Source organism: Streptococcus oralis subsp. tigurinus (assembly GCF_002093545.1).
Taxonomy (GTDB): Bacteria; Bacillota; Bacilli; order Lactobacillales; family Streptococcaceae; genus Streptococcus; species Streptococcus oralis_C.
Window position 1 is genome coordinate 76,115 of sequence record NZ_LNVF01000004.1, and the last position, 18,444, is coordinate 94,558.

General features: G+C 41.2%; 17 protein-coding genes and 1 pseudogene. 2 read left to right on the forward strand and 16 right to left on the reverse strand.

Annotation, left to right across the window (positions count from 1 at the left end; translation table 11 throughout):
• Nucleotides 1-117: 117 nt before the first annotated feature.
• From ATE34_RS06260 to ATE34_RS06315, 12 genes and pseudogenes are all read right to left on the reverse strand, one after another.
• Entirely contained in the window at nt 118-1,221 is a 1,104-nt protein-coding gene (locus tag ATE34_RS06260) for a glycosyl hydrolase family 8 (RefSeq protein WP_084911356.1), read from the reverse strand.
• Between the two features lie 8 nt (nt 1,222-1,229).
• Nucleotides 1,230-2,540, reverse strand: a pseudogene (locus ATE34_RS06265) (glycosyltransferase family 2 protein).
• A gap of 142 nt (nt 2,541-2,682) precedes the next feature.
• Nucleotides 2,683-3,462: a hypothetical protein gene (locus tag ATE34_RS06270; RefSeq protein ID WP_084911357.1), complete on the reverse strand. Its 780-nt coding sequence runs from the start codon at nt 3,460-3,462 to the stop codon at nt 2,683-2,685.
• 6 nt (nt 3,463-3,468) lie between these two features.
• A complete protein-coding gene (gene wecB, locus ATE34_RS06275; protein ID WP_084911358.1) occupies nt 3,469-4,617 on the reverse strand; it encodes a non-hydrolyzing UDP-N-acetylglucosamine 2-epimerase in 1,149 nt (382 codons plus the stop codon).
• Nucleotides 4,618-5,046: 429 nt separating this feature from the next.
• Nucleotides 5,047-5,556 (reverse strand): GNAT family N-acetyltransferase, encoded by a 510-nt coding sequence (locus ATE34_RS06280; protein ID WP_084911359.1) that lies wholly within the window; start codon nt 5,554-5,556, stop codon nt 5,047-5,049.
• Between the two features lie 353 nt (nt 5,557-5,909).
• Nucleotides 5,910-6,149, reverse strand: coding sequence for a 30S ribosomal protein S18 (gene rpsR / locus ATE34_RS06285; protein WP_000068664.1), 240 nt, complete (start codon nt 6,147-6,149; stop codon nt 5,910-5,912).
• Nucleotides 6,150-6,180: 31 nt separating this feature from the next.
• On the reverse strand, nt 6,181-6,651 hold the full coding sequence (gene ssbA, locus ATE34_RS06290) for a single-stranded DNA-binding protein SsbA (protein WP_000609592.1): 471 nt from the start codon (nt 6,649-6,651) through the stop codon (nt 6,181-6,183).
• A gap of 11 nt (nt 6,652-6,662) precedes the next feature.
• A complete protein-coding gene (gene rpsF, locus ATE34_RS06295; protein WP_001151775.1) occupies nt 6,663-6,953 on the reverse strand; it encodes a 30S ribosomal protein S6 in 291 nt (96 codons plus the stop codon).
• 135 nt (nt 6,954-7,088) lie between these two features.
• Nucleotides 7,089-8,294 (reverse strand): MFS transporter, encoded by a 1,206-nt coding sequence (locus ATE34_RS06300; RefSeq protein ID WP_084911360.1) that lies wholly within the window; start codon nt 8,292-8,294, stop codon nt 7,089-7,091.
• Nucleotides 8,295-8,419: 125 nt separating this feature from the next.
• The gene (gene asnS, locus ATE34_RS06305; RefSeq protein WP_084911361.1) at nt 8,420-9,763 is read right to left on the reverse strand and encodes an asparagine--tRNA ligase; all 1,344 of its coding nucleotides are present in this window, start codon (nt 9,761-9,763) and stop codon (nt 8,420-8,422) included.
• 152 nt (nt 9,764-9,915) lie between these two features.
• On the reverse strand, nt 9,916-11,094 hold the full coding sequence (locus ATE34_RS06310) for a pyridoxal phosphate-dependent aminotransferase (RefSeq protein ID WP_084911362.1): 1,179 nt from the start codon (nt 11,092-11,094) through the stop codon (nt 9,916-9,918).
• A gap of 9 nt (nt 11,095-11,103) precedes the next feature.
• Nucleotides 11,104-11,580 carry a cell wall elongation regulator TseB-like domain-containing protein gene (locus tag ATE34_RS06315; RefSeq protein WP_084911363.1) on the reverse strand — a complete coding sequence of 159 codons (477 nt, stop codon included), beginning with the start codon at nt 11,578-11,580 and terminating at the stop codon, nt 11,104-11,106.
• A 118-nt stretch (nt 11,581-11,698) separates the two neighbouring features.
• Here ATE34_RS06315 and ATE34_RS06320 point away from each other — a divergent pair, with 118 nt between their 5' ends.
• Both ATE34_RS06320 and ATE34_RS06325 read left to right on the forward strand, forming a co-directional pair.
• Nucleotides 11,699-12,145, forward strand: a complete 447-nt coding sequence (locus tag ATE34_RS06320; protein WP_000816322.1) for a MarR family winged helix-turn-helix transcriptional regulator — start codon at nt 11,699-11,701, stop codon at nt 12,143-12,145.
• A gap of 91 nt (nt 12,146-12,236) precedes the next feature.
• The gene (locus tag ATE34_RS06325) at nt 12,237-12,785 is read left to right on the forward strand and encodes an NADPH-dependent FMN reductase (RefSeq protein ID WP_084911364.1); all 549 of its coding nucleotides are present in this window, start codon (nt 12,237-12,239) and stop codon (nt 12,783-12,785) included.
• Nucleotides 12,786-12,816: 31 nt separating this feature from the next.
• Here the strand turns inward: ATE34_RS06325 and yaaA are convergent, their stop codons facing one another.
• The 4 genes from yaaA to ATE34_RS06345 all read right to left on the reverse strand — a co-directional run bounded on the left by yaaA (nt 12,817) and on the right by ATE34_RS06345 (nt 18,439).
• Nucleotides 12,817-13,545, reverse strand: coding sequence for a peroxide stress protein YaaA (yaaA, locus tag ATE34_RS06330; protein ID WP_084911365.1), 729 nt, complete (start codon nt 13,543-13,545; stop codon nt 12,817-12,819).
• Between the two features lie 76 nt (nt 13,546-13,621).
• Entirely contained in the window at nt 13,622-15,217 is a 1,596-nt protein-coding gene (locus ATE34_RS06335; RefSeq protein ID WP_084911366.1) for a hypothetical protein, read from the reverse strand.
• A gap of 11 nt (nt 15,218-15,228) precedes the next feature.
• Nucleotides 15,229-15,639 (reverse strand): peptide deformylase, encoded by a 411-nt coding sequence (locus ATE34_RS06340; protein WP_084911367.1) that lies wholly within the window; start codon nt 15,637-15,639, stop codon nt 15,229-15,231.
• A gap of 103 nt (nt 15,640-15,742) precedes the next feature.
• A complete protein-coding gene (locus tag ATE34_RS06345; protein ID WP_084911368.1) occupies nt 15,743-18,439 on the reverse strand; it encodes a cation-translocating P-type ATPase in 2,697 nt (898 codons plus the stop codon).
• Nucleotides 18,440-18,444: the final 5 nt, after the last annotated feature.

Consider the following 18,444-nt stretch of genomic DNA (forward strand, 5'->3'; position numbering starts at 1 on the left):
TACCTCTTTTCCATCACTCTTTCCATTATACCATAAAGCTGATGAAATTCCTTTTTTGAAAAAAGATGAAAATCCTATCAAAAAGAGAGCCAGTATAACTAGCCCTCTCTTTTCATTCTAGAACATCTCTAGAGCAATCATGGTAATCATTGTTGCATCATAGTAGTTGTCCAAAGATAAATCTTGTGTAAAAATGTATTTATTTTGCTGAAGAAGTTTCAGATAACCTTCTCCCTTGTCAGATGCATAGGTAATCGGTGCCAAAAAACTACCTGCCTGGTATTGATTGAGGGCCGTTCCATTCAAGTCATAACCAGCATAAATACGTTGCTCTTTCATAAAGAAATCCATCATCTTTTGAACGAGTTTTTGGCTTCTTTCATCCTGACTCTGTGACAAGTGATATGGCAAACGACAAGCGTTATAAGAATACGCTCCATCATACTGAGATTCGATAGTGTTGGCATCAACAAGACGTACCCCTGACTTCTCAGCCCAGATAAAGTCTGGCAAGAGACCCGTATCAGAATGAGAACTGATTTGCTCCAATTGCCCAAGCATCTTATCCTTAACATCTAACCACTGTTTGTTTCCAGTCAGGTCATAAAAAGACTGGAAATAGTGAGGAAGAGTATCAGACGTTCGCATCAAGTAATAGTAATCGGAATCCTTGTTGGCCCAGTTCCCTACTGTCAGAACACCTGTCTGATCGTTGTAATTGTATTGAAGGATATCAGCCAAGATCTTTTTAGCTTGCTCTTGGTATTCCTGTGCTTTATCTGGCCACTGTTTGGCAGCTTCAATTAAAGAATAAGCGATATAGAGATCTCCATCAGTTGCGTTTTGCTTCTCAACCGTTTCACTCTCATTTTTGATCACTTGCTTCCAAGACATCAACTGCGTCCCCTCAATACGATGATTTTGGTAATAACTATAAAGACTATCAAAATCTGCTTGACTTGCTTGCCCTTTTTGGGCAGCTAAAACTGTTATGAGCATGCCGTAACTTTGAGCTTCTGATAGAACTGTTGTCTCCTCAGAATCATTCGTCGTACGGACATAGGACTGATTTCCCTTAGTCACAAGAAACTGTTGGCTCCATTGGTGGTAAATACGATTGCGCATCTCGACTTTACTCCTTCCTCTTGCTAAAAACAAGGTTAAACAAAAGATAGAAAGGATGAGCACAAACCATACATATTTTAATTTATTCGTTTTCATAAATCCTCCTATCCTGCAAATCGCTTGGTTTTAACCCACTTGGTTTCTTTTCGTCGGAGTACCTTGTCCAGAACGATTGAAGAAATGGAATCAATGGATACAACGATAAACATCTGTGCGTAAGAGAAATAGGCTACCAAGGCTAACCAGATTTGTTTTGTCGTCGCTTGTCCAAACTGACTTGCTAATGCCGTCATAATTTGCATCAAATAGAGACCAATCATGAGAATTCAGTTGAAGAGCATGAGCTGGGCGATGTAGATATTATCCGCATCAAAAGCAAATGGAATTCTGACATCTGGGAAGAAAAGATTAAGACAGATCGCTAGCACATTCGCTAGGAAAATCAAATCCGATAGGACAATGGCAAAGTTAAACCAAAAGAAAACACAAGAATAGTTAAAGACTTCTAGTTTAACGCGCCAGTTTGCTCTGCCAAATAAATGCTTAAAATTTGAGAGAACAACTTCGTAGTTTCCTTTAGCCCAACGTTTTCGTTGCATATAGTAACTCTTTAAGGTTTCAGGTTCTTGTTGGAAAGCCTCTGAGTTATAAGCAAGGGCGATCAATTTACCACTCTGCATGATTTTAAAAGAAATATCGGTATCCTCAGTCAAGGCACCATTTTTCCAACCACCGATACTCTTTACAAAGTCGGTTTGAATGATAAAGTTGGTTCCTGGGATACGACCAATTTTAAAGAGATGCCACATCCCAACATGGTGCACCCGCTGGGTAACAACGATTTCTTGGTTGATACAACGAGTCAAAAAATTTTGATTGGCATTTCGAGTCTTGTTGCGACCGAAAGATGCCACGTGGCGTTCTGGGTCCTTTATCACTTCTTTGACAAGGAAATAAAGGGCATTTTTTTCAGGCATGGCATCTGCATCATAAACACAGATATATTCACCCGTTGCCATCTCTAAGGCATCGTTTAGAACGCCTGCTTTTCCTCCCGTACCAGTACGGTCGATAATAGTCAGATTTCTTCCTACATATTCAGGCAGAGCTTGTACAGACAAACACTCTGCATAGGTGTTGTCCGAACAGTTATCCGCAAATAGAAGCAACTCCACACGATCGTGAGGGTAATTCATATCCAAGATAGCTTTTGCCGTCTGGGCAATAACCACATCCTCATTATGAGCAGGAACAACAATAGTAACCTTAGGGTAATAAGGTAGTGGCGAGGTATCCACACGAAAATCACTGTGTTTAAACCAAAAGTGAACAGCTGAAAAGAGAATTACCAAGCCCCAAGCTAGAGAAATCCAAATTGTAAGCAAGGTAAAAATCATTAACATTTGACTAATCATGATTCACCGCCTTAAAATTTTTGTTCACTCGATGGTAGAGAATATTGTATGCAATAAATAGTATAATAAAACAAATGCCAAAGGTGAGACTGAGTCCCAAAGCAATGCCAAAAAATATATTGGTTAGAGTCATGTTTCCCTCCTAATATTCTACAATTACATCTGTCTCTAATTGACGCTTGAGATTACTGGCAACATCCGAGTAGTTTTGGTATTTATCTTTATTATCAGAGTTAATCATCAAGTAACCTGTTTGAAATTGAATTCCTTGGTTTCCATCTTCTCCATGAAAAACTAAACTGCCTAGTTTCTCCTGCAAACCATTCAAATAGAGTTGCTTCAAAGAATCTTGACTACTATTAGATAAAACAAGAAAATTCCCATTTGAAACGTAATAGAGTTTATCGTTGTAACTCAATTCCTGAGAAATTACCTCTTGAATGCGACTGAGCATCAGATTATGTTCTTTCGGTTTAATCTGGAAGAACAAATCTTCATGCGCCCAATGAATCAATAAGGACTGTACCGTCACATCACTTTGTTCAGTTACCATAGCATGGTAATCTGCTCGAGCTGCGTCCTCCTGTTCTTGTACCTTTGAGGCCACCTTGAAGAAATAATAACGAACCTTAAGTAGAATCCCAATCAAAAGAGGAAAACTGATTAATAAGAAGACCAGTTGAATGATTGGGATATAAACCACACCCGCCACCAAAACGATAAGTCCAAGCCCAAATGTTAAGATAAGGGTCCAAGTAAGCAAAAGGTCAGATAATACCAACACTGCAAACAAGGCTAAAGCTAAAAACAAGATTTGTTCTAAAATGATTGCTCGAGCATACAAAAAACAAAGCACCAAAAGAATGGCCTCACAAGCAAGCAAAGCCATAAGCCAGTTTTTAAATTGACTCCAATTTTTCATGTTATCTTATTTCCCCCCTTTGAATTCAGATACAGAAGTCGCTGCACCAAAGTACTGTTGAATGGATTGGACGATTCGTTCAGAGGCTCTTCCATCTCCATAAGGATTCGGTGCCTGGGACATTTGTATATAAAGAGCTCCATCTGTTAAGAGAGCTGTCATTGCTTCTTTCACACGTACTGGATCCGTACCAACTAGCTTCAAAGTACCTGCTCTTACTCCTTCTGGACGTTCCGTCGTGTCACGAAGGACAAGGACAGGTTTGCCGAGAGAAGGCGCCTCTTCCTGAACACCTCCAGAGTCAGTCATGATAAAATAGCTTCTTGAAGCCAAATTATGAAAATCAAGTACATCTAAAGGCTCAATCAAGTGAATACGATCATGACCAGCTAAGATATCGTTTGCTGTTTCTTGCACAGCAGGGCTAAGGTGAACAGGATAAACAACTTCAATTTCCTGATGAAGATCGACCATCTCACGTAAAGCTGTAAAGACATTTCTCATTGGTTGACCTTGATTCTCACGACGGTGCATGGTTACCAATACAAGTTTCTTATCTGTATCCAATTGATCTAGAACTTCATGATAGTAATCCGATTGAACGGTTAGTTTCAAGGCATCAATGGCTGTATTTCCCGTAATGACAATAGCAGACTCAGGATGATTTTCCTTGAGTAGATTTTCTTTACTCTCACTAGTTGGAGCAAAATAGAGATCCGCAAGGTTATCTGTCATCTGACGATTCATTTCTTCTGGGAAGGGAGAATACTTATCAAAGGTCCTTAGACCAGCTTCAACGTGGCCGATACGTACCTGATTATAGAAAGCAACTAAACTTGCTACAAAAGTTGTCGTTGTATCTCCATGAACAAGAATCATATCTGGACGTTCTTGCTTAACAATTGGATCAAACTTTTCTAAAATTTTTCCAGTAATATCTAAGAGGGATTGATTTTGCCCCATAATATCCAGGTCATAATGCGGCTTGATGCTAAACGTTTCAAGAACTTGATCTAGCATTTGACGGTGCTGAGCTGTCACAACTGTAATCGTCTCAATACTGTCACTATGTTTTTGCAATTCCAACACTAAAGGGGCCATTTTAATAGCTTCTGGTCGTGTCCCAAAAACAACCATCACTTTCAATTTCTTCATTATGGTATCCTTCTACTATAATAAAATTTGACACATCAGATTAATCTTTATATCGAATTGTTGCGCAAATCAATTAATTTGATTATCTTAATTATTTTACCGTCAATTAATTTATATGTCAAATTTTTCTAAGTATATTATTGCATTTAATTTAATTTTAATAAAATGTAATATTTCTGTAACGCTGTAATTTACAGCTTGTAAACCTTATACCTTAAAGTTTTCTTAAAATTTTTTTGAGCGAAGTATTTTTAAAACATTCTAAAACTTACCATTATCTAAATATTTATTTTTTCTTAATAATTCAGATAATTATATTTTAGCGTTTCATAGAATGTATCTCTTTTTCTAATACGAAAAATCCCTCTCTAATGAAAAAGGGATTTACGACTTCTTGCTATTTTAAAGTTAAACTTTATAAGATCTATCTTAAATCAAATCTTTTGACAGATATAAAACAAGGTCACCGATATCTTCACAAGTAGCATTCATCGCCACTGGATGGTTCCGATACCAAACCCCTGAACCATCAGGTAGATAGCCTCTTTTTACATATAGGCGTTGAGCAGATCCATATCCTGAATGGAGCCCAACACCAAGGGTCACCTTATCCGATATGAGCTTAACTCGTTTTTCCGCTTCTTCCATCAAGAGATTTCCAATACCTTGATTTTGAAAGGGCTCAAAGACATTGAAATCTGAGAGTTCTGGATAGATTTCTGCAAAAGGCCCCTGCTTAGCGCAGGGCAAAATTGTGATATAACCCGCTAAAGCACCCCCAACCTCTGCAACTAAGACTTCTCTCTCCCCACATTCTTGTTCAAGAAAATACCTAGCCAAAATTTCTTCTCTCCCCGGCCAACCTTGATTGATAAAACCTTGGGATAGTTCTTTAACATCAGATGTTTGCATTTTTCTAATCAGACACGTTGTTTCCATAAGGTACTCCTTAAAAACCTTCTTCCACTATTATAGCACGATAATAGAGATAATAGAGATAAAAAGAAAAAGAAAGACCTAGCAAACTAAAAATAGAATCCTACTAGGCCCAGAAATATCTGCTTTTGATTGTTCACAGTAAGAATCTTAATTCGCTTTCTTATTTTCAAACTCATGAAAAGAGGTTCACCCGGACCCAACTCGCTCTCTCATTTCCATGCTCGTAAAAAAAGACCCGTAAGGGTCTTAATTCGCTTTCTTGTTTCCGAGCTCATGAAAAAGAGGTCCACTGGACCTCAACTCGCTCTCTCATTTCCATGCTCGTGAAAAAAAGACCCGTAAGGGTCTTTTCTTTAATCTTCGTTTACGAAAGGCATCAAAGCCATTACGCGAGCGCGTTTGATAGCTGTTGTTACTTTACGTTGGTTTTTAGCTGAAGTTCCTGTTACACGACGAGGAAGGATTTTCCCACGTTCTGAAACGAAACGGCTAAGAAGCTCAGTATCTTTGTAATCAACATATTCAATTTTGTTTGCTGCGATGTAATCAACTTTTTTACGGCGTTTGAATCCGCCACGACGTTGTTGAGCCATGTTTTTTCTCCTTTATAGTATTAATTGTCCATTAGAATGGTAAATCATCATCTGAAATGTCCAATGGATTTGTTGCTCCAAATGGATTTTCAGAACGTGAAAAGTCTGGTACTGGGTTTGCAGGTGCTGATTGACCAGCAGTTGGTGCAGAATAAGCTCCACCTGAATGTCCTTCGCGCACTCCGCGGCTTTCCAACATTTGGAAATTATCCGCCACGACTTCTGTTACGTAAACACGTTGTCCTTGCTGGTTATCGTAACTACGAGTCTGGATACGACCTGTGATCCCGATAAGAGAGCCTTTTTTAGCCCAGTTAGCAAGATTTTCAGCCTGTTGACGCCACATAACGACATTGATAAAATCAGCCTCACGTTCGCCATTTTGACTCTTAAATGTACGGTTTACTGCAAGAGTAAAAGTCGCAACTGCTACATTTGATGGGGTATAACGCAACTCAGCGTCACGCGTCATACGCCCTACAAGTACAACATTGTTAATCATAATCTACCTTCTTACGCGTCAAGTTTGACGATCATGTGACGAAGAATGTCAGCGTTGATTTTTGAAAGACGGTCAAACTCTTTAAGAGCTACGTCATCGTTTGCTTCAACGTTAACGATGTGGTAAAGTCCTTCACGGAAATCTTGGATTTCGTATGCAAGACGACGTTTTTCCCAATCTTTTGATTCAACAACAGTTGCACCGTTGTCAGTCAAGATAGAGTCAAAACGTGCTACCAAAGCGTTTTTCGCTTCTTCTTCAATGTTTGGACGAATGATATAAAGAATTTCGTATTTAGCCATTGATATGTTCCTCCTTTTGGTCTAATGACCCCCAGTCTTTGCAAGGGGTAAGTGAGGTTCGCTCACAATAAACCATTATACTAGAAAAACTGACAGATAGCAAGTAAAAAAGATAAAAGTGAAAAAATAACTTTATTACTTAGAAATAACATCCTCTTTGAGTTCCAAAGCTCTGGCCATCTCTTTCAAAATGAAAAATAGCAAAAAGCTGGCTAGCACTAAAACGAGCCCTAAGTAAAGGAAGGCTACTACAAATCCTAGATAGTCAATCAACCATCCCGTCAGAGGAAAAATGATGATCATACTTAGGCTGAACATCATAGAGTAGACACTTAGCATGGTTGCCCGTACCTCGCTTGGGAGTCGCTTTTGTAAATCATTATCAAAAATCGGCTGAAAGAGGGCATATAAGGCGTTACTGAGCCAATAAATCAAAATGTAAATCAGTGGCGTACCAAAATAGGAAAGCAAATAAGTTCCTCCCGTCAAGAGTACAAGAATTGGAAAGAGTTTTAAGGCTGAATACCTCTTTCCAATCTTACTTGCTAGATAAACTGCCCAGATATTCAAAACACTGCCGATCAGCATGACTATCGAAATCTGCCACCCTTCTAAGTCAGGCAGTTGATTTTGATAGTAAAAATAAAACATGCACATCAGTGTCCCGATGATTTGGGAAAGAATCATCCAACTAAAAAGACTGGGGTTTCTCCGCAACTCCTCTTTGACAGTCCAGATTATTTTTTTCATTGTCAGACGCTCAGACTTTTGTGCTTTAACACTAGGCTCTTTTAGCATCCAAGTTAGGAAAAGAACGATTATAGAAGTGGCAATCATGATATAGTAGGTCAAATGCAATTGACCATGGACAAAAAACCCCGCTAAAACGGTCCCCAAAGACCGAGTTCCTTCTGCTACTCCTGACATAAAACTGGAGATAGACAAGTAGCGCTCTTTTAATCCAGCCTCCACGGCCGAATCATAAACCATAGCTGCACTCGTCCCCGAATCAAAATTATAAGACAAGGCACTCACCACCATAGCGAGTGCGTAAATCCAAAAATTACCTTGTCCTAGTAACATGAGAATAGACGACGCGATTCCAGCTATTCGACTTAAATATAGATTGGTTTTATAGGAATAGCGGTCAGCTAACATTCCAGAGGGAATTTCACAGATGACACTGGTAGCATGAAAAATACTTTCCAATAAGCCAATCTGCCAAAGCGACATCCCGTTTTGACTGAGAAATAGAATCCAAAAGCTGGTAATGCCCAGAAAGGCAAAAAATTCCACACCAGCCATGAGACCGATATTCTTCCGATAATTTCGTTTAAACATAGTTTCTCCTTTAACAAGTGTATTTGTATCTTTGTGTTTGTCACTTGTTAAGCTGTGCTTTACATGTTCTCCACCTCTTCTTTCTTCTACTTTGAAAAAACGCCCCTAGGGCGTTTTGATTTATTTTATGGTTTGATACGGTGCAACATACGTGGGAATGGAATCGCTTCACGGATGTGTTTTGTACCTGCTGCGAAAGTTACCATACGCTCGATACCGATACCAAATCCACCGTGTGGTACTGTACCGTATTTACGAAGGTCAAGGTAGAATTCATACTCTGTACGATCCATACCAAGTTCATCCATCTTAGCTACAAGGGCATCGTAGTCTTCCTCACGCATAGAACCACCGATGATTTCTCCATAGCCTTCTGGTGCAAGCAAGTCTGCACAAAGCACGCGCTCTGGATTTCCAGGAACTGGTTTCATGTAGAAGGCCTTGATAGCTGCTGGGTAGTTCATGACAAATGTTGGCACACCAAAGTGGTTTGAAATCCAGGTTTCATGTGGTGAACCGAAGTCATCTCCATGCTCCAAATGCTCGTAGTCAGCATCTTCATCGTTTTCATGCTCTTGCAAGAGGTCAATGGCTTGATCGTAAGTGATACGTTTAAATGGCTCAGCAATGTAGCGTTTCAAAAGTTCTGTATCACGCTCCAATGTTTCCAAGGCTTGGGGAGCACGGTCCAATACACCTTGGAGCAAAGCTTTTACATAAGCTTCTTGCAAGTCAAGTGACTCATCATGTGTCAAGTAGGAGTACTCAGCATCCATCATCCAGAACTCTGTCAAGTGACGGCGAGTCTTAGATTTCTCCGCACGGAATACTGGACCAAAGTCAAAGACACGACCAAGAGCCATAGCTCCCGCTTCTAGGTAAAGCTGACCTGATTGACTCAAGTAGGCTGGCGTTCCGAAGTAATCTGTTTCAAAAAGTTCTGTAGAATCTTCTGCTGCGTTTCCTGAAAGAATTGGGCTATCAAACTTCATAAAACCGTTCTTGTCAAAGAACTCATACGTTGCATAAATGATAGCGTTACGGATTTGCATAACAGCCACTTGCTTACGAGAACGAAGCCACAAGTGACGGTTGTCCATCAAAAAGTCTGTTCCGTGTTCTTTTGGTGTGATTGGGTAGTCTTGAGATTCACCGATGACTTCGATATCTGTGATATCGAGCTCATAGCCAAACTTAGAACGCTCATCTTCTTTGACAATCCCTGTCACATAGACTGAAGTTTCTTGGCTCAAGTGTTTGATAACATCAAACTTCTCAAGTCCCACTTCTTCACCAAATTTTTCTACAAAGTTTGGTTTGAAGGCTACACCTTGGAAGAAGGCTGTCCCGTCACGCAATTGCAAGAAGGCAATTTTTCCTTTTCCTGATTTGTTGGCAACCCAGGCTCCGATAGTCACTTCTTGATCAACGTAGTCTTTTACTTCGATAATTGTTACACGTTTTGTCATAATCTATCTTCCTTTTTTCGTTTAACTTGTCCGAAGACATCATTACCCACTATTTTACCATAAATAGACTGCGATAGCTAGGTTCTACTAGAGAAAAATCGCGAGATTTTCGATACAAAAAATCTTCGTCAAAAAGGCGAAGATTTTGAGTTTTATTTTTCCATAAATTGATGCAAGCGACGAATAGCTTCTTTTAATGCATCCAAGTCTGTTGCATAGCTGAGACGAACATTTTCTGGTGCTCCAAATCCAGCTCCTGTAATCAAGGCAAGGCCGACTTCTTCGAGAATAGCCGTTGTAAACTCTGTCACATCTGTATAACCCTTCATCTCCATCGCTTTCTTAACATTTGGGAAGAGATAGAAGGCTCCTTGAGGCTTGACAACTTCAAATCCTGGAACTTGGCACAAGAGAGGATAAATGGTATTCAAACGTTCCTCAAAAGCCTGGCGCATGGTTTCGACAGAGTCTTGTGGCCCAGTTAGGGCTTCAATGGTAGCATATTGCGATACGGCAGTCAGGTTAGAGGTTGTTTGTCCTGTTAGTTTGCTCATAGCAGCTATAATTTCAGGATTTCCCACAGCATAACCTACCCGCCAACCAGTCATGGCATAGGCCTTAGATACACCGTTAATCACGATGGTTTGCTTGCGAATGGCTTCTGACAGACTAGAGATTGGAACAAATTCGTTCCCGTTATAAACCAAACGACCATAAATATCATCTGCTAGGATAAGGACATCATGTTCAACAGCCCAATTTCCGATAGCCAAGAGTTCCTCACGAGAGTAGATCATACCGGTCGGATTAGATGGCGAATTGAGAACTAAGACCTTGGTCTTATCTGTTCGGGCTGCTTCTAGCTGCTCTAATGTTACTTTAAAGTGATTGTCTTCCTTGGCCTGGACAAAGACTGGCACTCCTTCTGCCATTTTGACTTGATCTCCATAGCTGACCCAGTATGGTGTAGGGATAATGACCTCATCACCTGGATTGACCACAGCCATAAAGAAGGTGTAGAGAGAGAACTTGGCACCAGTGGCAAAGGTAACCTCGTTTACCGCTACGGAATACCCATAGTAGCGTTCAAAATAGGTATTAACCGCCGCTTTTAACTCTGGTAAGCCTGAAGCAACTGTATAGAAGGAAGCACGTCCATCACGAATCGCTTCTACCGCTGCATCCTGAATGTTTTCAGGAGTATGAAAATCAGGCTGTCCCAAGGTTAAGAAAAGAACATCCTTTCCCTGAGCTTTTAATGCTTTGGCTCTTGCATCACTGGCTAGAGTGACGCTTTCTTCCATTTCTAGTACACGTTTGGATAGTTTCATATGCCCTCCTTATTGGATCACTGCTCCTGTTTCAAAGTCAACCAGATAGTACTGGTTTCCTGACTTGACTTCCCAAATCGGCTTATCCTGATAGCGACCAAAGGTGACTTTGTCAATATCGCTAGCTCCTTTTTCCCTCGAAATCGTCGCTGCCTTGTCTTGAGAAATCCCCTTATCAAGCTGATAAACGTAAATCTTATGTTCATTCTTTTCAATCAGTACGGCAATGGCCTCTTGCTTTTTATTATGTCCTAAAACGCTGTAATAACCTTCTAGTCCATTATAAAAATCAACCTGATCTGCCTTTTCCAATTCTGCATACTGCTTGGCCAGTTTTTCTCCTTCAACCCTAGCATCTTGATAGGGTTCCATGCTGAGTGATATCAGATAAAGAAAGGAAGTGGTCATGACTAGCAGTACCAGAGAAATGCCGATTCCATATTGTATAAGTAGCTTATTTTTTGCTTTTTTCTGTCTTAGTTTCACTCGTCTATTTTACCATCTCTCCTCCTTTATTACAAGTGATGACAGAAACATTCTGAGAATCATTTCCTATAAAATATAAGTTCTTGTTTTTCTCTCTCATTATTGATAAAATATCCTTATGAAACAGTATTTAAAAGAGCAAATTTCCGATAATCAATTAGACTTAAAAACGGCTATCGTCCTCAATAAGGCCATACGAACTTTTAAACCCTATGAAGCCAAGGCAGCTAAAGAACACGGATTAACACCAACTCAATTTTCTGTTCTGGAAACTCTCTATAGCAAGGGAGAACTGCGCATTCAGGATTTGATTGAAAAAATGTTGGCCACTTCTGGAAACATGACTGTTGTTATTCGAAATATGGTTCGAGATGGATGGATTTCTAGAACCTGTGATCCCAAGGATCGCCGTTCCTTTTTCCTGAAATTAACACCTGCAGGCCGCAGGAAAATTGAAGAGGTTCTTCCTGATCATATTAACTCTGTTGTAGATGCTTTTAGTATCTTGGAAGATGGCGAAAAGGAAGATTTAATCCGCATTTTAAAAAAATTTAAAAATTTGTGAGCAAAATTATTGCTAATTAGTATCATTTGTTGTAACATATATGGTAACAAAAGGGCTCGCTCTTTGAATTTTAAACTAAAGGAGACACATCATGTCTAAAAAAGTACTATTTATCGTCGGTTCACTTCGCCAAGGTTCTTTCAACCACCAAATGGCCCTTGAAGCTGAAAAAGCACTTGCTGGAAAAGCGGAAGTTAGCTATCTTGATTATTCAGCTGTTCCTCTCTTCAGCCAAGATTTGGAAGCTCCAACTCATCCAGCTGTAGCTGCTGCTCGTGAAGCAGTCCTTGCTGCTGATGCAATCTGGATCTTCTCTCCAGTCTACAACTTCTCTATCCCTGGAACAGTGAAAAACTTGCTTGACTGGCTCTCTCGTGCCCTTGACTTGTCTGATACACGTGGTGCTTCTGCCCTCCAAGACAAGTTTGTTACTGTCTCATCTGTAGCCAATGCCGGTCACGATCAACTCTTTGCTATTTACAAAGACCTCTTGCCATTTATCCGTACACAAGTTGTTGGTGACTTTACTGCCGCTCGTGTCAATGACTCTGCTTGGGCAGACGGAAAATTGGTGCTAGACGAAGCAACTGCTTCATCACTTGCTAAACAAGCTGACGACCTTCTTGCAGCCATCAACTAATCCAGCAAAAACCAGCTCATTCGAGCTGGTTTTATGCTTGTTTCACAAAGACGAGTTCTAAGTCACTTGATAAATCAGGTTGGTAGTCAAAGCCGGCGAAGCGGAGCTTGCGAGCTTGGTCAACTGTTTGGACTTGGCCTTCTATTAGAGCCGTCAGAAAGGCGCCCCGCGCTTTTTTTGAAATAGTTGAGTGTATTTTCAACTGACCACGCTTGTCCTCCATAAATTTGAAGGTCACCATCTTTTCTCTGATTTCCTTAGAAAATACGGTTTCAAACTCTGATGATAGGAGCGAGAATATCAAGTCGTCATCCTGTAGGGCCTCGTCGTAGGCTGATTTCCAATGACTCTTTAAGGTTTTTCCATCTACTTTTAACTTCATCAAGAAGTCCAAACGGTGAGGAGCCATGGGCGACAAGGCTGGGACAACACCGTATAAAGCCGAGGTAATCAGAACATGATCTTCAAGATAGGCTTGTTCAGTCTCGGTCAAACCATCTCGTTTGATGTGGCGATACATGAGACCATCGAAGAGTTTCAAGGCTGGATAATGTTTAGCGCTGTGATTTTTTAGAGCTTGAATATGAGCGTACTCTTCTGCTGCTTTCTCGGCAGATACCTTATAAAAGCCCTCTAATTCACTGGCTGAGTAGCGAGCCAGTGAGTCAAGGACTGCCTGACTTTCTTTTCTCAAGGGAGTCGCTACTATACTAGGAAGATTTGTGTTCATTTCTTTGGCTGTTGGGATTAAAATTTTCATATTGTTAGTGTAGCATATTTTTTAACCACAACCAAGAATTTCATCTTTAAAACCTCGGTTCATACCGAGGTTTCTTTTACTTGACTTTAAATGTTTTGAGATAGTTATCTTTTCCAACTTGACCTTCGAAGGATTGACCATTTTCGAGGTAAGGAAGGTCATCTGATACCGAAGCCTTGACCTTATAAATCTTACCATCAACTTTGAAGAAGTAGACGGTATCCCCCTTGATGACAGCTGATTTAAGGTCTGAGACGATTCCCTTAATGTTTTCTACCGTTTCATTATCCAGCTCGAGGTCATTTTTATTGGCATATTTGTTAAGGAGTTCATCTACCGTAGTTGCTACGATGACGTTTTGGTACTCCACGGCATCGACCAATGCATACTCCTTGACCAAGCCTGCATTGTCCTTCAAGCCCATGATATAGAGTGGTTTGTCATTGAGATTAACTAGGATAGGGAAGGTAGCCTTGTAGGCCTTCTCCTGAACCGCTCCTTCAGCTGAAGCACGGGCAGATTCTTCGGTTGCTGAAGCTAGATTGTACTTGGTGATTTCACCAGTGCGCATGTTTTCAAGGATAAATCCTAGATTACTTTCGTCAGCATTTGCTGAAGTCACACCCGTGTAGAGATAAATGTCATTTCCGATAGAAAGATAGTTATAGCCCTCTGTCGTTTGGGTAACATTTTTCTTAGAAATCAAGGCATTCCAGAAGCCATCTTTATATTTGCCGTTGTAGTTGATTTGCTCGATGGTTTCTTCGGCTGGATATACACGATCCACCCATTCTGGCACTTCATCCAAGCTGTATTCCTTAGTTTCTCCATTGGTGGCGTCTAAGATAATAACAGATGAAGGACGAGGCACTCCTAGACCAAACTGTTTTTGATAAACGGTTGCTACATAGAAGGGATTGCCTTCATCATCCACCTCAAAGGATGGCGTTTTAAAAATCTTGGTCGGATACTTGATCCGAAGATGGCGTTTGACGTCTCGGTTAAAATACTCAGAGTCCGAATACTTCATCGGTGTTTTTAAATCTACCAATTCCGCATTTCCTGTCACCATATCAACCTTGATATACTCGCCAATCCCCTTGGACTGATTATTAAACCATTTAATCGGGTCGGCATATTCCAAAGGTGTCACCCGATAGGGCTTGCCACCAACTGTCAGCTGGGTATAAGTATCTGCTGCTACGTACTGGGAGACCTTATCCGTCAGAGAGCCTAGATAACGGTCTCCAATCTTTTCTGCAGTGCTCCGATCTAGGATTGGAACCTTACTGGTATCACTCTTAGGAAAATCTTTAAAATCTTTTTCTGTGATAGACACCACATTAGCATAATTTTTTGCTTGGAAAAAGCTAGAGGTTACTAGGCTTACCAGACCAGCAAGGGCAAAGATAAGGCCTGCAGCCAGCAACAATCCTCCACCTAATTTATTAAAATGAATCCCTTCTAGATTGAGTTCGTTGGTAGCCTTACCATGGCGTAGGTGAACTGTCTTGAGGAGATTGGTATCCTTGCGGAAACTAAACAAAATTCCCATCACCACCAGATGTACACATAGGAAAAAGATAAATTCCCAACTGGTAAGATTAAGTGGCGGTAAAAAGATATACCAGGTCGTTGCAATAAAAATAAGTTCAAAAAGTATACGTTTCATCTGAGTTCCTCCTAAATAATCCGTCCTTCCAAATGATCCAGTTCATGCTGGCAGATCTGAGCTGGAAAGCCTGTCAGCGTAATAATCTGCTCCTGCCACTTGCTATCGCGATAGGAAACCGTAATCGTTTCGTAACGAGTCGTTGGCCGTACCCCAGTCAAGGACAAACAACCTTCCTCGGTCTCGTAAGGTTCTTTGTAGGAAAGGAGAATAGGGTTAAACATGACCATGGGAACTAGGCCAAGATTAATGATAATCACGCGCTTCTGCACACCAATCATATTGGCCGCCAGACCGACACAGGTCTCGCGATTAGCCAGCAGGGTATCCTGCAAATCCTTAGCCAGATAAAGGTCTTCCTGACTTGCAGGTTTCGATACCTGCGACAAGAATAAGACATCTCGGACAATTTTCTTTTCCATTTCTTACGCTCCTTGCTACTTTACTTTATTATAGCATAAAAGTGGATAACTCCTAACTATTCTCCTCAAATGCAAAAAAAGCCATCCGAAGATGACTTTCTTTTTAAATCGCGTTCTTATCAAAACCAAGCTTGCGTTGAATAAATTTAACGATCTCGACAATAATAATCATTGAGAAGCTTCCAGCCATGACAATTCCCCATTGTGACAAGTCTAGTTTGGTTACGTGGAAGATACCTTCAAGCGGTTCTACGACGATTGTTGCCATCAAGAGGATGAAAGATACCAAGATAGACCAGTTGAAAGTCTTAGACTTGAATGGTCCGACTGTCAAGATGGATTGGTAAACAGACTTGACGTTGTAGGCATGGAAGAGCTGAATCAAGCCAAGTGTTGCAAAGGCCATGGTGAGGGCATCCGCGTGAATGGCTTGATTATCTCCTACATGGACCGGATAGGCAAGAGCAAGACCATAAACAGTCAAGACGAGTGCCCCTTGGAGTACACCTTGATAGATAATGGAACTCATGACCCCACCTGAGAAGAAGCTTGATTTGCGTCCACGTGGTTTGTGGGTCATAACACCTGGCTCAGCTGGTTCAACACCAAGAGCGATAGCTGGGAAGGTATCGGTTACCAAGTTAATCCACAAGAGATGAACTGGCTGTAGGACATCCCAACCAAACAAGGTTGATAAGAAGATGGTTAATACTTCAGCCGTATTGGCAGAAAGTAGGTACTGAATGGTCTTTTGAATGTTTGAGAAGATCTTACGTCCTTCTTCAACTGCGATGATGATGGTCGCAAAGTTATCATCCGCAAGAATCATGTCAGATGCACCCTTAGAAACCTCAGTACCAGTGATTCCCATACCGATACCGATGTCGGCTGTTTTCAGAGCTGGAGCGTCATTAACACCGTCACCTGTCATGGCAACGACCTTACCTTGGTTTTGCCAAGCCTTCACGATACGAACCTTGTGTTCTGGAGATACACGCGCGTAAACAGAGTATTGACCAACGACTTTTTCAAATTCTTCATCAGAAAGTTCGTTGAGCTCTGCACCTGTCAAGACATGGTCTTCCGAGTCATTTTCATCGATGATTCCCAAACGTTTGGCAATAGCTTCTGCTGTATCTTGGTGGTCACCAGTGATCATGATTGGACGGATTCCCGCTTCCTTAGCTACACGAACGGCTTCTGCCGCTTCGGCACGCTCAGGGTCAATCATCCCAATCAAACCAGTAAAGATCAAGTTGTTTTCAAGCTCTTCAGAAGTAAGATTTTCTGGAATACTATCGATAATCTTATAAGCACCTGCAAGGACACGCAAGGCTTGGTGAGCCATGTCAGAGTTGTTTGTATGGATTAATTCAGTGACTTTCTCATCAATCGGAGCAATATCACCAGCCTTGTCACGAGCAACACAACGTTTCAAAAGTTGATCTGGAGCCCCTTTGACTGCCACGAGGAATTTGCCATCTGGCAATGGGTGAACTGTTGACATGAGCTTACGATCTGAGTCAAATGGCAATTCAGCTACGCGAGGATATTTCTCTAAGAACCCTTTAACATCATAGCCCTTGTCCAAGGCATACTGGATGAAGGCTGTTTCCGTTGGGTCACCAATCAGGTTTCCTTCAGCATCAATCTTGGTATCATTGGCCAAGACAACTGAACGAAGTAGTGGCATGTCCAAGCCAAGTTCAATATCATCAGCAGAGTCATGTAGGACTGCGTCATAGAAGACTTTTTCGACTGTCATCTTGTTCATGGTAAGCGTACCAGTCTTATCAGAAGCGATGATTTCTGTTGAACCAAGCGTTTCAACTGCTGGTAACTTACGAACGATAGAGTTTCGTTTAGCCAAAACTTGAGTACCAAGAGCAAGAACGATGGTCACGATAGCAGGAAGCCCTTCTGGAATGGCTGCAACAGCAAGCGCAACAGAGGTCATCAACTCACCAAGTGGATCTTTACCTTGAATGAAGACTCCAACTACAAAAGTAACCAAAGCAATGACCAAAATTGCATAGGTCAAGACCTTAGAAAGGTTGTTTAAGTTTTGTTTGAGTGGCGTGTCTGTCTCATCCGCATCTTGGAGCATGCCAGCGATATGACCCACTTCAGTATACATACCTGTATTGACAACAACACCAAGACCACGACCATAAGTCACATTTGAGTTTTGGAAGGCCATATTGACACGGTCACCAATTCCAGCATCGGCAGCAAGCTCGACTGTCAAGTCTTTTTCAACTGGAACAGACTCACCTGTCAAGGCAGCTTCTTCGATTTTGAGTGAATTGGCTTCTAGCAAACGTAGGTCTGCTGGTACTACGTCACCTGCTTCAAGGGCAACGATATCTCCTGGCACCAATTCTTTGGAATCAATCTCTGCCATGTGCCCATCACGAATAACGCGAGCAGCTGGACTGGACATAGACTTGAGGGCCTCGATGGCTTCTTCTGCTTTTCCTTCTTGGTAAACACCGAAGGCTGCGTTGATGATAACCACGGCTAGAATGATAATGGCATCTGCGATATCTTCTCCACCAGAAGTTACGACTGACAAGATAGCCGCAGCAACTAGGATGATAATCATCAAATCCTTAAACTGTTCGATGAATTTAACCAAGAGAGATTTTTTCTCACCCTCTTCGAGTTCATTGCGCCCATATTCAGCTAGGCGTTTCTGCGCTTCGCTTGACGAAAGACCTTGCTCAGTTGCTTCAACCGCCTTCAAGACCTCTTCGGGACTTTGAGTATAAAACGCTTGGCGTTTTTGTTCTTTTGACATGTGTC